We start from the raw sequence: 21,098 nt of genomic DNA, 5'->3' as shown, positions 1-21,098 counted from the left end.
CCATGGAAGACCTCAACCGCCTTGCCCCGCCGCAGATGGTGCAGGGTGATCCGCGCACGCTGACGCTCCTCGATGTCAACGCACGGTTCCTGCCGCATGAGCAGTTCCGGCGGCTCGTCGCGAACATCGAGCGCGACGGCTGCCTGACCTCGACGCCTCTGGTATGGAACGACGCTGAGTCGGGGCGGCTGGTCGTGATGTCAGGCAATCACCGCACACTTGCTGCGATCGAGGCTGGCCTGACGGAGATCTGGTGGATGCAGATCGACGAGCCACTCCCCCGCCAGCGGCAGATCGCGCTCCAACTCTCGCACAACGCGATCGCAGGCCAGGATGATCCGGCCATCCTCAAGGAGCTGTACGACGAGCTGGAGTCGGTGGAGTGGCGGCAGTACACAGGCTTGGACGACAAGGTGCTGGACCTCCTGGAGAAGGTGGACGTCGCCTCTCTAGGCGAGGCGAACCTTGACTTCGCCAGCGTCCAGTTCATGTTCTTGCCCGACGAACTGGAGCGGGCGGAAGCCGCCTTCGATGCCGCTCGTGCGACGGCGACCGCGGATCAGCGATGGGTTGCCGGGCTAGAGCAGTACGAGCCGGTGCTCGATGCGCTGGAAACCTCTCGGGCCGCGTACAAGATCGGCAACAGTGCGACGGCGCTCGGCGTGATCCTCACCGTGTTCGAGCGGCACGTGGGTGATCTGGCTGAGGGCTGGTTCGACGAGACCTCTGGGGAGCCGACCCGGAAGGGGACGGCACCGCTGGAGACCGTGTTCGGTGCGCGGGTCGTACCAGTGGAGACGGCGGCCGTCGTACGGGCGGCCATCGACCGACTGGTGAAGGACGGCGCTGTGCCGGCCGACGAGCCGTGGCGGGCACTTGACGTCCTGGTCGCACAGCAGGACTAGGACGGCCGTTGGCCAGGAGGTGAGCGGTGACCGAGGGCACCGTGGAGTCCTGGGAGCGGCAGAGCGGGGAGTCGGTCCAGGCGTTCGAGGCGTTCGCCATGTACCGCGATCTAGGCCCGTCGCGGAGTGTCACGAAGGTGGCACGGGAGTTGGATAAATCCCGCACGCTGGTTGGCCGGTGGTCGCGGCAGTTCGCATGGGTTGTGCGGGCGATGGCGTACGACCGGGAACAGGACCGGCTGTTCCTCACAGAGCAAGCGCAGGCGCGCCGCGAAATCGCCCGCAGGCACGCAAAGTTGGCACAGGCCGTGCAGAGCAAGGCAGTGGCACGGCTCCAGACGCTGGACCCTAGGGAGTTGTCGCCGTCGGAACTGTTGCGGTACCTCCAGGTCGCGGCCGAGATCGAGCGCCGAGCCGTGGGTGAAGCACCGACGAGCGGAACCGTCGAGGACCGGGACCAGGGGGCAGATATGTCTGCTTTGACGGACGAGGAGCGCCGAGCCCGGATGAGTCAGCTGCGCAAGGAGTTGGAGCGTCGTCTGTCGGAGGACCCGCAGTGACCCGGGGGCGGGGCAAGCGCCGGATGATCGAAGACTTCGCTGACCCGTCGGTGATGAGCGACGAACGGCTCAAGGAGGAGATACGGGAGTTGATCCGAGCCGATGAGCTGGCGGCGCGGCGGTGGGCATGCGAGGTTCCGGACTGTGACGGGCTGCCCCATAAGGGATGGCTGCATCACCACGCCCGTGCCGCGCAGCGTCAGCCGCTGTGGTTGTGGACAGTGTGGATGCTGCTCACCGGTCGTGGTTGGGGAAAGTCGCGGACGGCGGCGGAGGCGGTGCGTCGGTGGGCACGGACGCCGGGGCTGCAGATCGCAGTGGTCGCGAAGAACGCCACGCTGGTGCGGGACATCTGCTTCGAGTCCCCAAAGTCCGGGCTGCTGTCGGTGATCCCGCCGGAGGACGTGGCGAAGTACAACTCGTCGCTCGGTGAGACGACGCTCAAATTGACGAACGGCACGCTGATCCGTGGGTTCGGGGCGGAGACGCCGGACAACCTGCGCGGCTGGGCCTTCGATAAGGCGTGGTGCGACGAGTACGCGGCCTGGTCGCGGTATACCGCGCAAGAGGTCTACGACATGTTGTGGTTCTGTCTGCGCGAGGCAGACACCCCGCAGGTCGTCATCTCCACGACCCCGAAGCCGCTCCCGCACGTGAAGCGGCTGGTCGAGCGCGGCCGTGCCCATGACAAGGCCCATCAGGAAGGTGGAGTGCCGCCGCGGGTGGTGCTGACCCGCGGGCACATGCGGGAGAACGACGCGAACCTGTCGGCAGCAGCGCGGGAGGAGTTGGAGGAGGAGTACGCCGGCACCCGCCTGGGCCGGCAGGAGCTGTCGGGCGAGTTGCTCGAAGACGTGGAGGGCGCGCTGTGGAAGGGGTGGATGCTGGAGGTCGAGGGCTTCCGCCCTCGACCTGAGCACCTGCCGGACTTTCAGCGGGTGGTGGTGGCTGTAGACCCGGCCACGAAGTCCCATGAGAACGCGGACATGACGGCGTTCACGGTGGCGGGCCGGGGCTTTCCGGTGGAGTCGATGTTCGGGGACGATCGGCCCCGCGGGTATCTGCTGCACTGCGAGCAGGGTCGGTACACGCCGACGCAGGCGATGAAGCGGGCAGCGAAGCTCTATCACGAGCACCGCGCGGACTGTGTGGTCATCGAGGCCAACAACGGTGGTGACTATCTGCCCGCGCTGTTGGAGCAGGTGGACCCGACGGTGAACTGGCGCATCGTTCACGCCACGCGGGGAAAGCGGGCGCGGGCTGCCCCGGCGGCGCAACTGTACGAGCAGGTGCGGGTGCATCACGTGGGGTCGGCGCGAGTGTTCGCGGAACTGGAGGAGCAGATGACGACGTTCGTCGGCCAGGGAGAGACAGAGGACTCGCCGGACCTGCTCGACAGCGCGGTGTGGGCGCTGTGGGACCTGTTTCTCGACCCGGCGATGCCTCCGCCGCGTGGTGGGGATGATCAGCGGCTGAGCGGGCGTCGGTGATGACAAGGAGACGTTCTATAAGCGCCGCGTGTCAGGTGCGAGAGCTGCTTCGCTGTGGGTGAGCGAGACGTACGAGCCCCGTGTCCAAGAGGTCAAGAAACGGGCGAAAGGCGCGCCTTCCCGGTGATCGACTGATCGTTATCGAGTAGCGCCGTCCCGGTGCTCGAATGTGGGGGAGATGGGTCTTCGACGTCAGATACGGTCTCGCGCGGAGGGGGCTCACCCTCACCGGCGAGGATGGGGGAACCGTGGACGGAGTGACGCTTGGGACCGTTGTCGCACTCGCTGTCGTCGGTGGCGTCGGCGTTGCGACATTCGTTATCTCGGCCCTGTTGGATCAGCTTCCGACGTTCCTCGAGTCATGGGGCCGGGCGATCCGCGCTTGGAGAACGTCCCAAAGCCAACTGCCAAAGGACCCAGGGCCTGGTGGTCCGCCCAGCAGCACACCGCCGGGACCCCCTTTGGGCGACGACGACTGGGAAGACGAATGAGGCCGAGTCCCTGCCGGGAAAGGGGCTCTCGGCGTGGGTGACATCGCCAAAGGGGTTCTGGGGGGGTGCTTGGGCCCTACTTGTTGGCTGGATCATGCCAACCGCCGTCAACCTCATGCTCTTCTGGCTGATCATCGCCCCTGGAGTGCGTCACGTCAGCCGCATCGCTCGCATATGGCCGACAAGAGGCGTGAGCGCGTCCGTAGGACTCTTGGTGGGGTCGATCCTGGTCGGCTTGATCCTCCACGCTCTGCAAAACACTCTGTACCGAGTCCTTGAAGGCTACGCGCTGTGGCCGAGACGTCTCTATCAATACGGGTGTGCTCGTCAAAAGCAGCTGAAATGTGATCTAGGTGATCGAATCGCCGTGATGCGACTGGAGCGTCGTGAACAGGAAGGCTCGCTGCGCCCCGAGGAGGCTGCACAGCTGGCTCAACGCCGCGGCAATTCAAGAACCTCCCGGCTAGCAGGACGAGACCGGATCCGGACGGCTGCACAGCGAGCCATGCTGCAGGAGCAACTCGCCCGCTATCCTGTAAATGACGATCAGGTTGCCCCGACACGACTCGGCAACGCCATTCGCCGGCTCGAAGAGTATGGCTACGACAGGTACCGGCTCGACACTCAGGTGGTTTGGCACGAGCTAACCGGCGCAGCGCCCGACTCCATCAGGCGCCAAGTCGAACTGGCTCGTACCCGAGTCGACTTCTTCGTGGCGCTCCTCTACGGTCACGGCGCTGTGGCTCTCTCGGGCGTCGTCGTTTTGTCGACGACCTCAACACGCACTGCCATCGTTCCCCAGGCGCTGGCCGCCATCTGCCTTGCTGGTCTGATACCGCTCTGGTACAGGGCTGCCGTGAGCGCAACTGACGAGTGGGCAGCTGCGGTCAGGGCGCTGGTCAACCTGGGGCGCAAGCCACTCGCAGAGTCGCTCGGCTTTGCGCTCCCAGCAACACTAGAAGAGGAACGGTCCATGTGGACGCTCGTCTGTCGCCTGTCCCGTTTGCCGTATCACGAACGAGCCGCAGCACTCGACCGATACAGGGCGCAGCCTCCGGCTTGATACGAAGGCACACGAATCCGAACTGGCCCGCTGGTTGGGTGCGTCACTCCCGTTGGAGACGTCGAGGTATTTCATCTGGGAGTTCCGAGGGACGGTTAGGCTGATCAATCGGCGTGGGGCTGTCAACGGAGGGAACGGTCCTGTATGGGCCTGCGCCAATTCTTGATCGATGCCTGGTCGTGGCTGAACTACAAGCCGGTGATGGCAGATGCTGGCCGTCCGGGGAACCGCGCGTTTCCGGAGCTGGCCAGGACGTGGGTGCCGCCGCATGAGTTGCGGCGACTGGCCGCGTACAAGGTCCTCGCGTCCTACGACAACAACCAAGCCGGGCAGCTTGCGGCAGCCTGCGGCGATGCGGGAGCGTTCGAGCGGAGGGAGTTGGGCGACGCAGCCAACCTCGTGGACACCGCGCTCGGTTACCTCCTGGGCTCGGAACAGAAAGTCGCGGTCGAGGGGGCGGAGCACGCCGACGACCAGACGCCGACGCCTGGCGCGGCGGAGGCCGCCGTGGTGCAGGAACGTCTGAGAACGTGGGCGGACAAGGAGTTGCTGACGCTCCGTGTACAGCAGGCAGAACGCGCGGCGGTCCTCCTAGGCGACAGCGTAATGGTGCTGGCGTGGAACCCGCAGAAGCAGCGGCCGACGCTGCGGGTCTACGACCCGGGGTTCTTCTTCCCGCAGTGGGCCGACGAGGATGACGACTTCCCGAGTCGGGTGCATCTGGCGTGGGAACTGCCGGCGGACGACGACGCCGGGTTGAAGGCCCGTGTGCGGCGGGTCACCTACGAACTGGGCCCCATCGCCGGGCACGGCGAAGAAGGAGACGAGGCCGGGACGCGTCAGTACCCGTGGGAGCCTGGCCGGACTTCCAGTGTGACGTGCTACCTGACCGATGCGGAGTGGCTGCTGGAGGACCTGAAGAACGGCGAGACGCTGGATCGGCTGCCGATGAGCAAGGCCGCGTACCGGGTACGGCCGGACGGTACGGAGTTGAACCGGCTGGACCTGATGATCGACTTCGTGCCGATCGTGCACATCGCGAACACGATCCCGGACGGTGGGGAACACTGGGGACGGTCGGTGCTCGCGCGGGTATTGCAGGCACTCGACGAACTCGCGGCGACGGACTCGGACAGTTCGGCAGCCTCGGCGACGACTGGCACGCCGATCATTGGGCTGGCCGGTGCACGGCTGCCGGTGGACCGGGCGACGGGCCAGCCGTTGGAGCTGCAGGTGAAAGCCGGTGCGGTCTGGCAGCTCGGCGAGACGGGGCGGATGGACGCGTTGGACACGTCGCCGCAGCTGGCCGAGTTGCGGGCACGAGTAGACCACTTGCTGGAGCGGATTGCGTCTAACTCCCGGGTGACGGCAGCCGGGCTCGGCACGCTGGACGCCACCGAGGTTCCATCCGGGTATGCCTTGAAGCTGGCATTGGGACCGCTGGACGCGTTGATCGGCATGATGCGACTGGCCAGGGAGCACAAGTACCGGCTGCTGTTCAAGATGGTGCAGCGGCTGTACCAGGCTGGACGGGCAGAGGGATGGTCGGCTGGGGAGTCGCTGCCAACACGACTGGTGTGGGCTCCGCACACGCCGACGGACCGGGCCGCGGTCCTGGACGAGGTTGTCACTGCGTACGGGGCAGGGGTTCTGTCGTTGGAGACCGCGGTGGCGATGCTCGTGAAGGCCGGGTATCCGATCGAAGACGCCTCGCAGGAGGTGACGCGGATCCGGGCGAGGACGGAGCAGGATGCAGCGATTCGGATCGCAGACAACGCTGCTCGGCGCGGGCGCGACAAGGACGCAGGCGAGGACCAGGATCGGGATGATGCCCCAGCGGCGGCCTAGCAGCCTGAGTGCGGCTACGACAGGAGAGTGAATGTCCGCCGGTCCTGGGCGAGCTGATCTCTCACAGGACCTTGTTCCCAACCAACCCACCTGGTCCGGTACTGGCCAGTGGCCGGGGCCGGGTCTTGATGCCCACCAGTGTCGACTGGGTGTTTGTCGTGCCTAGACGTCGAACGCTCCGATGTGGCCGCTATTTCGTTCGATGACCTGATCAACGTGGAGCGTACTGCCCTGGAGGCTCAGGACGCCGTCAAGAGCACGCCCTACAGTGCGGAGGGGAGGCCCTGGTTCGACACTGCCGCAACGTTTCAGGCCAAGGTGACAGAGTGCGTGAACGCGGAGGGCAAGGTCCGGGTCTCCGTCGAGACGGACGTGAAGAAGGCCGTTCGCCACGCTGCATCGGCAGAAGGCGTCGCATAGCCGATCAAGCGGAGATGTCGGGGAGTCGGCTCTCCGGTTCGGCGTCGGTGGATATGGCTACACTGATCTTCAGCGCGGGGGCGCGCTCTGGAGGAGATGTATGGTCCGGCCCCTGCTATCTCGCCGCCCTGTTGGCTTCCGCCGTGATGGGCGGCCGATCTACCCGATTCTCGGCGCCTCGTCGGAGGACGAGAGCAACGACCAGTTCGATGACACAGCCGAGACTGGTCAGGAGCCGCAGGTCACGGTCACTCAGGATCGGTTGGGCAAGATGCTCACCCGGGAAAAGGCGCAGGGTGAACGAGCCGCAGTCAAGCGGCTGTTGGTCACGCTCGGGTTTGACTCCCCTAAGGCGCTTACCGAGTTCGTGACCGCGCAGCGGGGGGCCCAGCGGGCCGCGCTGTCGGAGGTGGAGCGCCGGGAAAAGGCTGCCCAGGACAGGGAGTTGCAGGCCGCACGTCGGGAGGAGTTGGCCACCGAGCGGGAGCGGGCGGCGCTTCGCCGCGCTGCTCTGGTGGCGCTCGGCGCGGTGGGCGACGACCTGGTGGACGCGGAGCGTCTGCTGGCCGTGGACGAGGAGGACGCGGACGAGGCACAGATCCAGTCGGCGGCTGAAGCCCTGCGGATCCGCCGTCCGGAGCTGTTTGGCGAGCTTCGCACTGCTGTGCCGGCGGCTCCGGCGGGTGCACCGGCCGGGCGGGGTCCGACCCGCACGACCGCGGTGTCCAGGCCCGGCGCGGCCGGGCTGGAGGTGGCCAAACGAAGGGGCTTGATACCCGAGTTCAGCGGCTCAGGTGCCCAGTAGCGCCGGGCACTGATTGTGGGGACCACGCCCCTTTCGACTTCGTGGACGGCATCGCCTCCGTGGGCGGTGTGCGGAATCTGACCGCAGCGTCCATGGAGACCCCACATGTCCATCCAGCCCGTTTCGAAGTCCGAGTACACGACCGCCAATCGCGAGTGGCTGGCGTCCCTGCACGGCACCGACTCTGTCGACACCATCACTATCGACCTGAACCTGTTCACCGAAGGCGTGCACTACGTGTGCGGCGACGGCTGCGACCCGTACGGCCGGGTGCTGTCCGGTGTGCCGGTCGGCAAGGTAGCCGAGTCGGGCCTGTACGGGCCGTACGATCCGGAAGCGCAGTGCGGCCGCCAGATCCTGCGCGGCTTCGTGATCGCCGAGGCGCCGTTCGCGCCGGGGCAGACGAGGGTGCCGGCCGCGCTGCTGTGGCACGGCGCGGTGAAGGTGTCGAAGGTCCCGGGCGGCCTCGACGTGTCCCAGCTGGCGTGGCACCCGCGGGCCGCGCAGATCCGCTTTGTGTGAGCGGGGGGCGCTGTGACGATTCAGGACCTGCTCAAGGACGTCTCGGTCATGGACCTGACGGCGTTCGCCCGCGCGATCCCGTCCCCGAAGGACTTCCTGCTCACTCAGACGATCTTCCCGACCGTCGAGATGCGGGAGGTGAAGTGGCGTACGAAGGACTCTGGCCGGTACGTCAACGTGGCCAAGTACCGAGCGTTCAACGCCTCCGTGCCGTTTGCGACCCGCGAGGCGTGGCAGACCTCCCGCGAGGGCGCGCTGCCCGCGCTGGGACAGAAGCTCGTCGTCGGCGAGCAGGAACAGATCCTGCTGGAGGCATCCCACGGCTCGGACCAGGACCGGCTGATCGACCTGCTCTACGACGACGTGGAACGGCACGTGGAGGCCATCCGGTCCCGGATGGAACTCGCGGCCGGCGACGTCCTGGCGGACGGCAAGTTCTCGCTGCGGCAGGAGAATGGCCTGACGCTGGAAGTCGACTGGAACGTTCCCGCCGAGAACATGCCTGTCGCGGCGCGGCCGTGGTGGGACCCGGAATCCGATCCGATCGCGGACGAGTTGCGGTGGATTCAGTACCTGGACGATATCGGTGCTCCGGAACCCGAGTTGGTGGTCACCAGCCGGAAGGCCTCTTCGTTCCTGGCGGCGAACAACGCCTATCGGGCCGCCTACTACGGGTCGGTGAGTCCGTCAGCGACGCCATCGGCGACGCTCACGCCGCAGCAGATCAACGTGGTGCGTGGCAACTACTCGCTGCCGCCGATCCACTTCTACAAGGCGCAGGTCCGGGTAGATGGCAAGCCCCGCAAGGTGCTGCCCGAGGACCTGTGGATCCTGGTGCCGCCGGAGCGTGAGAAATGGGCGCAGACTCTGTACGGGGTGACGGCCGAGGCCCTGGTGCTCTCACGCGGGTCGAACCCGGAGATCGTCCGCGAGGAAGCACCTGGCCTGATCATCACCCGCGGAGTCCAGGACGACCCCGTACAGATCTGGACCAAGGGCGCTGCCGTCGGCATGCCGGTCATGCACACCCCGGACGCGCACATCGTGGCGAAGGTCCTCTGATGGCGGGAAGCGGGCGGCTGAAAGCCGCCGTGTATGTGAAGGATCCGGCTACCCATGAGGACTTGATCCTTCTGCCGGGAGACAGCCCGGTACCGGACATCGCCTCGCTGGTGACGAACCCCGCCGCCTGGGAAGGCCCACCGTCCCAAGACCGCATCGAGTCGACGCCGTCCACCGAGCAGGGCCCAGGTGTGGAAGCCGACGGCTCCGGACCAGAACCAGGGCAGACCGGCGGGGGCGCCAAGAAGACGCAGTCCCGCCGGACGCGATCGTCATCCGCGTAATTCGCCCATGCGCACGGTGCGGGGCCCGCTCATCCCTGTGCGGCTCCGCACCGTGCATTACTGCGAGGGAAGTTGAATGGTGGACGAGTTCCAGCGGTCGTGGCTGTTGGCGCAGCTCGGTCCGGACACTGACCCAGCCGACCTGGAGCGCCGCTTCTTTCGGCTGCGCTTGGCGCGCGCGGTTGCGCTTGAGGTCCTGGGCGAGCGACGCGCCAAGCTGCTAGCCGATCCGTTGAAGGTCACCGTCGATGGTGTGGTGACCATGGATCTTCAGGAAAACCTGCGCGGTATTGAGCGACAGATCGAACAAGTCCGCCAGGCCCCCGCCCCGGATGATCCGCCTGGGGAAGACGACGCGACGGAGGCGATGATGGGGATGACGTGGCTGGCTCCCACGCGTCATTACCGGTAGCTGAGGGCCGTTTGTCATGCACGGGCGCAGTCAGCTGCAGCGAAATCCGCCAATTGATCGTGATTCGACGCGCTCCCTGGTGCTGTCCGACAACTGCCTTAGCGTCGGCTGAATGGATCAGACGAATGGTACGACCGTCGCCCGGCGCATACAGATCACGGCGCAGGGCGGCCGGGCCGACATCGAGATCGACGGCACCCGCATTGAACCGAGTGCCGTCAAGGCGTACTCCGTCAGCCACTTCGCCGGAGATCGGCCGGAGATCTTGCTGCACGTGGCTGACCGGAGCGACACCCAGTGGTCTGGGTTTGCTCGCGTGTCAGTGGCCGACGTGCCCGACCCAGGTCTGGCGGCTGCCGTCTTCCTCGACGCGATCGACCCGGAGGCACTGGAGGATGCGGCATTGGCCCGCTCTGACCTCGGCACGGAGCCGTTCTCGCTGACGAAGGCGATGCTCGTGCAGCTCGGGGAGTGGGCTCGTGGCCTTTGACGTGGAGGGTGTGCGCCGGGTCGTCGGCCGCATCCTGGACGACAAGCTGGAGGCCTGGCGCGATAGCGCAGGCCGTACGGACGAAGTGCTCGACGAGACCACCGGCAAGCTTGTGCCACCCGCGCCGGACCAGGAATTGATCTGGGACGGGCTCGGCGCGGTGATGCCCTATGGGCGCCCCGCGATCACCCGACCGGTCGGCGGATCGGTCGCTGTCGAGCCGCCGGTCACCGAATACCAAGCTGTGCTGCCCGTCGATGCTCCCGTGCTGCGGCGCGACGACGTGATCCGGGTCGCCGGATCTGTCCGAGCCAAGGGCCCCCGCGATCCTCATCTGGTCGGCCGCCGGTTCCGGGTCTCCGACGAGGCCGTGGGCACTTACAGCGTGGTGCGCATCGTGCGGGTCGAGGTGGTCGACTGATGGCCTTGTTGAACGAACACCCCAACGCTCACCCAGACGCGACTGCATTCCGTGACCCGATCGCGCTGGCTGCGGCGCTGGCGCGGATGGGTCCGGCCACCCGCGCTCGTACGCGTACGATCACGCGGCATCACGCGATGCTGTTGCGGGTCCGGATCCAGCGCAACACCAGCGGGCGGCCCGGCCCGAATGTGATCACTGGGCAGTACCGCGCCTCGTGGGACGTCAGGATGCGCAGCGGGAGTGGCATGGTCACCGCCGAGGTATTCTCCGACGCCCCGCAGGCCAGAAGGCTGGAGTACGGCTTCGTCGGCGTGGACAGCCTCGGCCGTCACTACCGGCAGCCGCCCTTTCCCCACGTCGAGCCCGCCTACCGCCGAACCGAGCCGGAGTTCATCCAGGCCCTGGCGGACGGGGTGTTGCCGTGATCGCGCGTTTGCCGGTAACCCGCGCGCTGGCCGACTTGGTCGAGCAGGCCACCGGACGGCCCTGCGGCCTCGGTGAACTTCCCCTGATCCAGGGGAAATCGGGATGGGAACCCGCCCTGGCTCCCTACACGATCCTCGACGCGCTGCCCGCCGCGTTCTCCGGGCCGCCCCTGTGGGACTGGCACGCGGACGCCGCCTGGTCCTACCAGGTCACCTCGGTCGGTGAGCGGGGCGACCAGGTTCAGTGGCTGGCCGACCGCGTACGCGCCAGCGTCGTCGGCCGCAGCGACGGCCGTTGGCTTCATGACCTTCGGGTTCCCGAAGTGCGTGTTATAGACCGAGAGTTGACGTACGACGCAGGCGGGGAGCCGTCGGTGTCGGCGGCAGGCGTTATCGTGTCCTACGTACAGCGATTCACGATCACCGTGACACCCGCCTGAAGAATCGCATTCTTCACCCTCACCGCGGAGGCCCGCGCGGACGCTCGGCCCAGGCCAGGCGAACCCCCTTTGAATCTCAAGGGGCAGGGCCTCGGCACGGGACGCTGCCCCAGAAGTGGGAGCGGACCTGTGTCCCTGACGAAGCCGTCCACGAACAAGCCGGCCACCCAGACGCGATTCCTCCGCCGCGGCATCTCCAAGATCTACTGGCTCAAGAAGGTCAACAACCACGAGCGGCCCAGCCGCACTGAGCTCTCCGAGCCCAACCGGTTCGACCTGACCAAGGCCGTCAGCGACATCGAGGGCTGGGCGCTGGAGAACGAGCCGATCGAGACCCCGGACATGGGGAGCACGTTCAATTCCTCCATCCCGGGCAACGACAAGGCCGACAGCAGCTCGCTGACCTTCTATGAGGACCGGTTCTCCGACGCAATCGAGCAGCAGCTGCCCAAGGGTGCCAAGGGCTACGTCGTCTTCCTCCGTAAGGGCGATATCCCTGGCTCGCGTTCGGTCGACGTGTTCCCGGCGCAGGTCGCCACCCGCGCCGCGACGTACTCGACCGGGAACGAAGCGGCCAAGTTCAAGGTCGACTTCACCATCATCGACGAGCCGTCTCTCGATGCGCCGGTGCCCGAGACTATCGCCCCGCATCCGCTGCCCACGCCGATCGAGGACTGCGACGACGACCACGCCCACGACCGGCACGACCACGACCACGGTGGTCATGAGCACCCGCGCGACGGTGAGCACACCGACGTCACGGTGCTGCGAAGCTTCGTCCACGAGCACTTCGAGGACTGATCGTGTCGCGCACCGCACCGGTCAAGCGCCCGTCCCCGCCCCGCGCGTCGGCGGCGGAGGGGGCGTGGGCAGCCAGGATGGAACGTCTGCGCCACCGCGCTCGGCCGCAAAACAAGCTCCGCATCTGCGACGACGATCAGCTCAGACAGCGGTTCGAGGACGCTGAGCAGGCTGCGCGGCGGGCCGGATTCCTCGCCGAGGCGAACCCCGACGACGAGCGGGCTATCCAGCAAGCAGGTGAGGCTGCGACCGCGCTCGAGGCAGCGCGTGCCGCGCTGAACGACGCTTCTGACTTCCTCACCTTCCTCGCTCTGCCGCGCCCGGTCTTGGAGGAGCTGATCACCCAGCATCCGCCGACCGAGCAACAGGCCGAAGAGGGATCGGTGTTCAACCCCGACACCTTCCCTCCCGCGCTGATCGCGGCTGCGTCGTTCGACGGCATGAGCCGGGACGAGGCGGCCGAGCTGCTGTCCACGTGGTCGGCGCCGGATGCCGGGTTGCTGTGGGAGGCGGCCTGGTCCGTTCAGCAGGAAAGCCGGGTGGAGCTGGGAAAAGGCTGAGCTGGGACTCGCAGCTGCGGGCCGAGCTGGAGCTGTGCGAGCGATACCGCATCCCGCACTCGCAGTTCCTGGGCGGCGATGGCCGGTGGACGGAACTGGACCGGGCCAAGGCGCTGGCGTGGGCGCAGTGGCAGCGGTCGGTGTGCCCCGAGTGCCACACCCGCCTGGAGGAGTGGGACGACGAACGCGGCGGTGACCCCCACGCCTACGTCACCGACACGCTGCGCTGCCCCGGCTGCGAGCTGATCGAGCAGGAACGCGACCGCGTCCCGGCCGACCGCTCCGGCTACGGCGTGAAGATCCAGCTCCTGCCCCGCGACCAGCACGAACCACGCCCCTGATCCAACCCACCAACCTGTAAAGGAGGCCGCCCGCGGTGGCCGGGTTCACCCTCACGGTCGCGATGCGCGCCGAGGTCCGCGACCTGATCGCGGGAACCCGTGCTGCCTCCGGCCAGATGCGGACCCTCGCCGACCGGACCGACGCCGCCAACCGCACGCTGGCACGGCTGGACGCCAACGGGGCACGACTCGCAGCACAGTTTGCCGCGCTCAACCGCTCCTCCCGTGCGGCCGTGGGCGAGTTGGACCGGATCACCGCCCGCGCCGGAGTCGCCCGGACGGCCCTGCGGGCGGCCGGCGACGATGGCACCCGGTCGATGTCCCGGCTCCAGCGGGCCACCGCCGGGGCCGGGCGGCGCAGCCTGTCCGCCACCAACATGCTCGCCGGCGGGGCCTTCTTCCTCGGCACTGGCGAGGTCATCGAGGAGGGCAACCGCTACCAGCGGCAGATGAACCTCTTCCGCGCGGTGACCGACGCGACTGCCGGACAGATGAAGCGGGCCGCTGCGGTCGCGCAGGAACTTGGCAACGACCTGACCCTGCCGTCCGCGACCTCGGCCGATGCAGCCGAGGGCATGGTCGAGCTCAGCAGAGCGGGATTTCGCGCGGATCAGGCCATCGACGCCGTACGCGCATCCCTTCAGCTTGCTTCCGCAGCCGATGTCAACGCCGCCACCTCCGCCCGCTACCTGGGCGACATCATGGACCAGTTCGGCCTTGGCGCCGACCAGGCCTCCAAGGCTGCGGACACCCTCGCGGCGACCGCGAACAACGCGTCCGGGTCCATCACCGACATCTACTACTCGATGCGGTACGCGGGCCCGGTCGCCAACGCGCTCGGCGTCAGCCTGCAGGACACCGCGGCCGCCGTCGGCATGCTCGGCAAGAGCGGCATCCTCGGCCAGACCGCCGGCACGAGCCTGCGCGGGCTCTTCGCCAACCTGGCGGCCCCGACCCCCATCATGCGCAAGGCCCTACGGGACCTCGGCATCGAGGCCTGGGACGCCCAGGGCCGATTCAGGGGTCTGCGCACGGTGATCGACGGCCTGTCGAAGGCCGAACACACCATGTCCGGGCAGGACTTCACCGCTGCGGTGACCCGCGCCTTCGGTAAACCCGCCCTCAGCGGCGCGGTCGCGCTCGCCCACCAGGGCACCGAGAGCTTTGACGCCCTGTCGATGGCCCTCCAGCAGACCGGTTCGGCCGCCTCCATCACCGCCTCCCGCGGGCAGGGCCTCGCCGGTGCGATGACGCAGCTGCGCATCCAGGCCAGGCAGACCGGCATCGCCCTGTACGAGGGGATGGCCCCGGGGCTGGAGTGGGTGACCCGGCTGCTCACCCGCGGCCTGTCCGGCGCCACCCCGTACCTGACCACCGCGCTCGCTTACGGCCGCGACATCGCCACTCTGTACGGCCCGGATTTGAAGGAGTCCACGAAGAGCGGGATCGGCTCGCTCATCGATGACGCCCAGAAGCTCATCGGGCCGCTGAAGGACATCGGCGAGCACTCCCTGGCCACCGGCCTCAACCTGCTGCTCAACGCGGCAAGCACCCTGGGCGATGTCCTGGACAACGCCGCCGACGGAGCCGAACCTCTCCTCAAGGCCATATCCGGCCTCGGCGACGAGGGCGGGGCGGCGGCCGGAACGCTCGACATCATCGCCACTGTCGCCAACGTGGCCATGGACGCGGTCTCCGGACTGTCCCTGGTCCTGGTGCCGATCGGTCACCTCGTGGGCGGTCTGGTCAGCGCGTTCGGCGCGCTGCCCGCCCCGATCCAGTCCGCCGCCCTGGCGATGCTCTTGTTCCGCCGCGTGCAGCCGACCCTGACGGGCATCGCGAACACCGTGAGCGGCCCGTTCCGCTCAGGGTTCGCCGCGGCCAATCAGCAGATGCGCCTGCAGCAGTCCCTGGCCGCCGCCTCCGGCGTCACCCTGTCCCGGTACGGGGCCGCTTGGGCAGCCCTCCAGGCCCGGGTCGGCGTCCTCGGCACCATGACCGGCGCGTTCCGCAGCGCCACTGGAGCTGGGACCACGTTCACCGGCACCCTCAACGGCATCGGTCGGGCCGCTGGATCGGGGCTGCGCTCGGCGATCGGCGGCGTCACCAACGCGCTCGGCGGCCCGTTCGGTGTCGCCATGGCGGGCGTGTCGATCGGACTGGGGCTGCTCGCCGCGCGGCAGCAGAAGGCCGCGCAGGCCGCCGCCGAACACCAGCAGCGTGTTTCCTCGCTCACGTCCGCGCTGCGCGAGTCCGGCGGACAGATCGACGCCAACGTCCGCAACCAGGCCGCCCAGACCCTCCTGGACACCAAGACCAGTCAAGGCCACCTCACCAAGGTCCTCGACCGGGCCGGCGTGCCGCTGGCGACCCTGACTGACGCCTACCTCGGCCAGGGCACCTCACTGGAGTCGCTGCAAAAGCAGCTTCTGGCCACGGCGAACGCCCACCGCGCCTACAGGGACGTGGCCGGTGGCAAGGCGAGTGTCCTCGACTACACCGACGTCGGCCAGCAGTACAAGGACGCCGCCGATGCGCTGAGCAGCGTCAAGGGCGAGATGGCCGAGTCGGTCAAGAACGCCCGGGAGCTGGCTCAGGCGACTCGGGGCGCGGGCGACGGCACCTCCGCCTACGACCGGCTCAAGGCGGCGGTCGGCGGGCTGGCCGACGAAACCGCCGACGCCGACACCCGCACGCGCTCTCTCAAGAGTGCCCTCGACCTGCTGTCGGGTGGGCAGATCTCCCTGCAGGCCGCCGAGGCCAAGGTGAACTCCGCGGTACTCGACGTGCAGGAGGGCAGCACGGGCGTCAACCGCCAGCAGGGCTATGGCGGCAGGCAGCTCGTCAACGAGGACAAGACCCTCAACACCACCACGAGGAATGGCCAGCAGCTTTACACCCAGCTCACCGCGCTGTCGGATGCGGCGGCCGACGCGAGCGTGGCGACGTACGACCTGGCCCAGCGTAACGGCGAGACCCTGCCGGCGGCACTGGCCAAAGCCCGCGAGCAGATGAGCCGCGCCCGCACCGAGGCGATCAAAGCCGCTCAGGGCTACGGGCTGACGCGCACCCAGGCCCAGGGCGTCGCCGACAGTCTCGGCCTGCTGCCGTCCAAGGTGTCACTGCTGCTGCAGACCAAGGGCATGGACAGCACGCTCGCGAATCTGATCGCGGTCCAGGCGGAGTTCCAGCGGCTCCCCAACGCCAAGACGATCAAGGTTGACTCGCTCAGCGACGGCGCACAGCAGAAGCTCCGCGAGCTCGGCTTCACGGTCAAGACGGTCCCGGGCACCCGGCAGATTAAGATCACTGCCCCGACCCAGGGTGCGAAGAAGAACCTCGACACCCTGATCGACACGCTAGGCCGGACCCCGAACAGTAAGAACATCCCGGTGTCCGCGTCGACCGCGGCCGCCATCAGAAGCCTTCAGGCCGTCCAGGCCAAGCTGCGCACCACCCCGGGCGCCAAGTCCATAACCGTGCGGGCACCAACAGCTCAAGCGCGCAAAGAACTTGAGGCACTGGGCTTTCGGGTCGAGAAGGTCCCCGGATCGAAGAACGTCAGGGTCACCGTTCCGACCTCCGGGCCTCGCAGGGCGGCGGACTCGATCCAGCGCCGCATCGACGCGCTGCGCGGCAAGCAGCTGACGGTCACGACCCGGCACGTCACGATCCTCGACCAGGTCATCTCGGACAGTCGGGGAACCGCTAACGCCCTCGAACGGCAGGCGGAAAACCTGCGCAAGCAGGCCAACCGGCACGCCGATGGCGCCGTCGTCGACTACTACGCCGACGGAGGGGTCACCGGACCCGGCGGCCGTGAGCAGCACGTGGCGCAGATCGCCCCGGCCGGGAGCTGGCGCATCTGGGCGGAGCCCTCCACAGGGGGCGAGGCCTACGTGCCTTTGGCCGCATCCAAGCGCGAACGCAGCAAGGCCATCGTCGAGACCGTCGTCGACCGCTTCGGCGGGCAGGTCGAGTGGTTTGCCGACGGCGGCGTACGAGGCCACAGCAGCCGCGACTACAGCCCGGCTCTGGCCAGCTCGTTCAAGGCGGCCCGCAGCTCGGAGGTCATGGCGGGCGTGGTCCGTGCCTTCGGCATCCGCACCGGCAGCGACCGCGCTCGTACCCGCGTCGTCGATGCCCGCGCGGGCGGGCGCGTCCAGGTCGTCGTCGTCCGCGAGCAGCAACCGTTGATCGGCACCATGCCTGTCACCGTCACCGACAGCTCCGCCACACCCGAGCAGATCGGCACCGAAATGATGCGCAACCTGCGCAACGCCCAACGAGGCGGGAGAGTTTGATGACCACACGAGAAGAACAGTCCCCGCCCATCGAGCTGGCCCCGTGGCAGTTCGAGATCGGCGGTGTCGTCCTCGGGCGCGGCAGCCGCATCCCGATCGGCGACATCGATGGCCTCGGCGCACCCCCTACCCGTCCACAGGACGTGGACAACCCCACGGGCGACGGCACCTACCCCGGCCAGGACTTCTACGGGCCGCGCACCCTGCGGTTCGAGGCCGGTATCAAGACCCCCGGCGATCCGGCCGCGGCCGCCGACTTGCTAGCCCGCCTGGAACTCGCCGTCGACGACCCCGCGGTTCGGACCCGGCCGGAGGGGCGGGCGGTGCTGCGGGGCCGCTGGCCCGGTCACCGCACCCGCCGCGTGTACGGGCGGCTGCGTCGGGTGGAGGCCACCAGCACCGCGACCGCGATCAACGGGTGGATCCCGTTGGACATCGAGTTCGCCGGTCTCGATCCGCGCTGGTACGACGACGAACTGTCGCAGCTCACGCTGGGCCTGGACCAGGCCGCGCGGCACAAGGATACGGACTGCACTTCGGACCAGGTCCTGTCTGCGCTGGTGGGCTGTGAGAGCGCCGACCCCGACGACCGGCCCGGGTGGATCACCAACCAGGGCAATGTGTCGACCTGGCCCAGCCTCCGCATTCACGGTCCGGTCGCCAACCCGCGGATCTGGAACACCGCCACCCGCCGCGTCCTCGAACTCGGCCTGTCGCTTCGTGCCGGTGAGTGGGTGGAGTTGGAGACCCGGCCCGGCACCCGCTGGGCCCTGCGCAACGGCACGGTCAACGTAGCGAACGATCTCACGCCCGCCTCCCGTCTCGACCTCTTCGACATCCCCCGGGGCCGCTCCGAAATCGGCTGGAGCGGCGAGGACCCCTCCGGCACCGCGCGCCTGGGCGTGTCGTGGCGGTCGGCCTACACCGCCCTGTGAACGGAGTACTTGTGACCCTTGTCCAGCCCCCGATGACGGTGCGTGGCGGCCGCCACTCCGCCCGCGCTATGCGCCTGATGATCCGCGATCTCGCGCGCGGCCGGCAGGGTGTCGCTGCAGCTGGCGACCTCAAAGTCCGGCCCCTGGAAGCGCCGGGACCCGGGGTCCGAGTCGGCGACGGATCGGCCCTCATCCACGGGGTGCGCCCGTGGCAGGGCGCCTACACCCAGAGCAACATCGGCGACGCGATCGTCGGCGTTCCGTCGACCGGGCCGTTCGCCCGCACCGACCTGCTCGTCCTGCGCGTCGAGGACCCTGAGTACGAGGGTGAACGCGACCCGCGCACCCAGGACATCGGCTACTTCCACCTCGTCAAGGGCGTGGACCAGGACGCGACCGTACTGCGCGGGATGACCGCCATCCCCCTGGCGCGCATCACCCTGCCCCGCAACACCACCGCGGTCACGGCCGACATGATCACCGACCTTCGGCGGCTCGCGAACCCTCGTACCGAGCGGACCCTGCACACCGTGCATCCGAGCACCACGGAGAAGGTCCCCGCCGAGCACGGCCAGTGGGCGAACTGGCCGAAGGAAGCCGCCTGGGACCTGGACATCCCTGACTGGGCGACCCGGGCCACAGTCGTGGTCACCATCTCCGGCCTGCGCGCCGAGGCCGGCAACATCTACGCCGAGCTGCGCACCCGTCTTGGCGAGCACAACGCCGAGCCGACCGTGGTCGACGACGACGGCACCACCACCCGCCGCGCCAGCGTGTCCCTCGCAGACACCTTCACCCTGCCGCCCGCCTACCGGGGCACCCGCCAGCGCCTGGGCGTGCAGATCAACCAGATCGACAAGTACGGCGACGGCGACCTTGCGGTTGCCAAGGGCACCACGGTGACCGCCGACGTCCAGTTCACGGAAAGCCCGGTGTGATGGCCGACTACCGCTACGTCCTCGCCCGCGCGGCCACTGGCGAGGTCCTGCACTGGAACCTGCCGCTGACCGAAGTCGAGTTCGGCCCGGAGAAGTCCGGGCCGGGCTCGTTCCACGCGACCCTCAACCCGACGTTCCGCTGTGCACTCAGCGACATGCTCGACGACGCCGGCGACGCGGTGATCCTCGTCGAGCGTAATGCGCGACTCACGTGGGGAGGGCTGCTGTGGCGGGCAGAACCGGAGGGCGCCAAACTCCCCATCGAGGCCTCTGGGTTCACCAGCTACCTGCACCGCCGCTTCGACCTGCACGGCAACCTCGATGGCCGAGGCCCCTACATCGAGGCCGACCCGTGCCAGGTCATCCGCGACGTCTGGGCGTACGCCCAGCAACAGCCCGACGGCGACCTCGGCGTGGTCGTGGACGACACGAAGTCGACGGCGAAGACCGGCACCGCCAAGGACCCCTACACCACCTCCAGGACGGACCCCCGCAACCTAGGGGAGATCGTGGACGAGATGGCCGACATCGACGACGGCCTCGAATGGACCGAGACCGTCACCTGGCGCGGGCGCCGTGCCGAGCGGCGCATCCTCCTGGGCGCACCCCGGCTCGGCCGGCGCCGCGAGGACCTGACCTTCGCCACGGGCGCCAACGTGACCGGCGAGCCCCACGTCATCAAGGACGCTGACTCCTACGCCCAGTGGGTCATCGGCCTCGGCGCCGGCCAGGGCAGCAAGCGCAAGGTCGTGCTCGATGGCGTCCGCAACGGACGACTGCGCCTGGAACACAAGCTGGAGACGAGCGAGAAGGACGCCACCAAGCTCAAGCAGCGCGCCCGCCGGGAACGGCTGGCCCGGCAGATCCTGCCGACGCTCACCGAACTGGAGATCACTGATCATCCCGCAGCCCCCATCGAGGCGCTTCGCGTCGGCGACGATGTCCGCATCCGTCTGCACGAGCCGCACACCGCCTACGACGGATGGAACCGCATCACAGGCTGGACCGTACGCCCCGGCGAAGGCGAAACCCCCGAACGCGTCACGCTGCAGATGGAACGCACCCTCAAGCCGGACGTGAGCAGCGACGAGACGGAGGGGGCGTAAATGCCGGACACGATCGCCGAACTCGCACGTCGCATGGCCGCTCTGGAGCGGCGGGTCGCACTCCTGGAGTGGGCCCGGAGGGCGCCGTACCCGCCGTGGCGGGACCTGCCACTTAGCGGCAACACAGCAGTCCCCGACACTGCACAGCCGCCACAGATCCGCGCCAACCCGTGGAACACACTGGAGTTCAGCGGACGGATCGGTCTGCCGGGCCACCGGGCGGTGGACGAAGCGGTTATCGCCATCCTGCCCGAGGGCTTCTGGCCCGCCGCGCCCCGCACCGTTGACGTCGCCTCCGACGCTGCACGCCGGGAACTCCACCTCGACATCGATCCCGAGGGCCAGATCACCTTGCGGGTCCAGGACGGCGGCAGTGTGAAAGCCACCTGGCTCAGCCTCGACAGCGCCTCGTGCCGAGTTGATGGTGACGACGCGGGGTAGTCCACTTACCCCAGAGGCGAACGCAGCAGTC

Annotated in this window: 22 protein-coding genes; all 22 read left to right on the top strand. The window is 68.2% G+C overall.

Going from position 1 to position 21,098, the window contains the following annotated elements:
• The first annotated feature begins 2 nt into the window (after positions 1 to 2).
• Entirely contained in the window at positions 3 to 905 is a 903-nt protein-coding gene (locus ACIQVL_RS05110; RefSeq protein WP_403474427.1) for a ParB N-terminal domain-containing protein, read from the top strand.
• Positions 906 to 931: 26 nt separating this feature from the next.
• Positions 932 to 1,465 carry a hypothetical protein gene (locus ACIQVL_RS05105; protein ID WP_403474426.1) on the top strand — a complete coding sequence of 178 codons (534 nt, stop codon included), beginning with the start codon at positions 932 to 934 and terminating at the stop codon, positions 1,463 to 1,465.
• Positions 1,466 to 1,488: 23 nt separating this feature from the next.
• A complete protein-coding gene (locus ACIQVL_RS05100) occupies positions 1,489 to 2,955 on the top strand; it encodes a terminase large subunit domain-containing protein (protein ID WP_403474425.1) in 1,467 nt (488 codons plus the stop codon).
• 705 nt (positions 2,956 to 3,660) lie between these two features.
• A complete protein-coding gene (locus tag ACIQVL_RS05095) occupies positions 3,661 to 4,509 on the top strand; it encodes a hypothetical protein (RefSeq protein ID WP_403474424.1) in 849 nt (282 codons plus the stop codon).
• A gap of 144 nt (positions 4,510 to 4,653) precedes the next feature.
• Complete coding sequence (locus ACIQVL_RS05090) at positions 4,654 to 6,357, top strand: hypothetical protein (RefSeq protein ID WP_403474423.1); 1,704 nt, start codon at positions 4,654 to 4,656, stop codon at positions 6,355 to 6,357.
• A gap of 183 nt (positions 6,358 to 6,540) precedes the next feature.
• Positions 6,541 to 6,777: a hypothetical protein gene (locus tag ACIQVL_RS05085; RefSeq protein WP_403474421.1), complete on the top strand. Its 237-nt coding sequence runs from the start codon at positions 6,541 to 6,543 to the stop codon at positions 6,775 to 6,777.
• 100 nt (positions 6,778 to 6,877) lie between these two features.
• Complete coding sequence (locus ACIQVL_RS05080; RefSeq protein WP_403474420.1) at positions 6,878 to 7,582, top strand: hypothetical protein; 705 nt, start codon at positions 6,878 to 6,880, stop codon at positions 7,580 to 7,582.
• A 105-nt stretch (positions 7,583 to 7,687) separates the two neighbouring features.
• Entirely contained in the window at positions 7,688 to 8,104 is a 417-nt protein-coding gene (locus ACIQVL_RS05075) for a head decoration protein (protein ID WP_403474419.1), read from the top strand.
• A 12-nt stretch (positions 8,105 to 8,116) separates the two neighbouring features.
• Positions 8,117 to 9,166 carry a major capsid protein gene (locus ACIQVL_RS05070; RefSeq protein WP_403474418.1) on the top strand — a complete coding sequence of 350 codons (1,050 nt, stop codon included), beginning with the start codon at positions 8,117 to 8,119 and terminating at the stop codon, positions 9,164 to 9,166.
• A gap of 360 nt (positions 9,167 to 9,526) precedes the next feature.
• Positions 9,527 to 9,862, top strand: coding sequence for a hypothetical protein (locus ACIQVL_RS05065; protein WP_403474417.1), 336 nt, complete (start codon positions 9,527 to 9,529; stop codon positions 9,860 to 9,862).
• 112 nt (positions 9,863 to 9,974) lie between these two features.
• Complete coding sequence (locus tag ACIQVL_RS05060; RefSeq protein ID WP_403474416.1) at positions 9,975 to 10,352, top strand: hypothetical protein; 378 nt, start codon at positions 9,975 to 9,977, stop codon at positions 10,350 to 10,352.
• Positions 10,342 to 10,773, top strand: coding sequence for a DUF6093 family protein (locus tag ACIQVL_RS05055; RefSeq protein WP_403474414.1), 432 nt, complete (start codon positions 10,342 to 10,344; stop codon positions 10,771 to 10,773). The genes ACIQVL_RS05060 and ACIQVL_RS05055 overlap by 11 nt, the downstream gene beginning before the upstream one ends.
• Positions 10,773 to 11,201: an HK97 gp10 family phage protein gene (locus ACIQVL_RS05050; protein WP_403474413.1), complete on the top strand. Its 429-nt coding sequence runs from the start codon at positions 10,773 to 10,775 to the stop codon at positions 11,199 to 11,201. Before ACIQVL_RS05055 ends, ACIQVL_RS05050 begins: the two co-directional genes overlap by 1 nt.
• Positions 11,198 to 11,641, top strand: coding sequence for a hypothetical protein (locus ACIQVL_RS05045; RefSeq protein ID WP_403474412.1), 444 nt, complete (start codon positions 11,198 to 11,200; stop codon positions 11,639 to 11,641). Before ACIQVL_RS05050 ends, ACIQVL_RS05045 begins: the two co-directional genes overlap by 4 nt.
• 129 nt (positions 11,642 to 11,770) lie before the next feature.
• Entirely contained in the window at positions 11,771 to 12,442 is a 672-nt protein-coding gene (locus tag ACIQVL_RS05040) for a hypothetical protein (RefSeq protein ID WP_403474411.1), read from the top strand.
• Positions 12,443 to 12,444: 2 nt separating this feature from the next.
• Positions 12,445 to 13,002 carry a hypothetical protein gene (locus tag ACIQVL_RS05035; protein ID WP_403474409.1) on the top strand — a complete coding sequence of 186 codons (558 nt, stop codon included), beginning with the start codon at positions 12,445 to 12,447 and terminating at the stop codon, positions 13,000 to 13,002.
• Positions 12,945 to 13,343 (top strand): hypothetical protein, encoded by a 399-nt coding sequence (locus ACIQVL_RS05030; RefSeq protein ID WP_403474408.1) that lies wholly within the window; start codon positions 12,945 to 12,947, stop codon positions 13,341 to 13,343. The genes ACIQVL_RS05035 and ACIQVL_RS05030 overlap by 58 nt, the downstream gene beginning before the upstream one ends.
• 35 nt (positions 13,344 to 13,378) lie before the next feature.
• Positions 13,379 to 17,647 (top strand): phage tail tape measure protein, encoded by a 4,269-nt coding sequence (locus tag ACIQVL_RS05025; protein WP_403474407.1) that lies wholly within the window; start codon positions 13,379 to 13,381, stop codon positions 17,645 to 17,647.
• Positions 17,647 to 18,582, top strand: a complete 936-nt coding sequence (locus ACIQVL_RS05020) for a hypothetical protein (RefSeq protein WP_403474406.1) — start codon at positions 17,647 to 17,649, stop codon at positions 18,580 to 18,582. The genes ACIQVL_RS05025 and ACIQVL_RS05020 overlap by 1 nt, the downstream gene beginning before the upstream one ends.
• A gap of 200 nt (positions 18,583 to 18,782) precedes the next feature.
• Positions 18,783 to 19,520: a hypothetical protein gene (locus tag ACIQVL_RS05015; protein ID WP_403474405.1), complete on the top strand. Its 738-nt coding sequence runs from the start codon at positions 18,783 to 18,785 to the stop codon at positions 19,518 to 19,520.
• Entirely contained in the window at positions 19,520 to 20,626 is a 1,107-nt protein-coding gene (locus ACIQVL_RS05010) for a hypothetical protein (protein WP_403474404.1), read from the top strand. Before ACIQVL_RS05015 ends, ACIQVL_RS05010 begins: the two co-directional genes overlap by 1 nt.
• Entirely contained in the window at positions 20,627 to 21,067 is a 441-nt protein-coding gene (locus ACIQVL_RS05005) for a hypothetical protein (RefSeq protein ID WP_403474403.1), read from the top strand.
• Positions 21,068 to 21,098: the final 31 nt, after the last annotated feature.

Origin of the sequence: Streptomyces sp. NPDC090499 (genome assembly GCF_044769305.1) — a bacterium.
Classification (GTDB): Bacteria; Actinomycetota; Actinomycetes; order Streptomycetales; family Streptomycetaceae; genus Streptomyces.
This window is presented reverse-complemented; position numbering and strand designations above follow the sequence as displayed.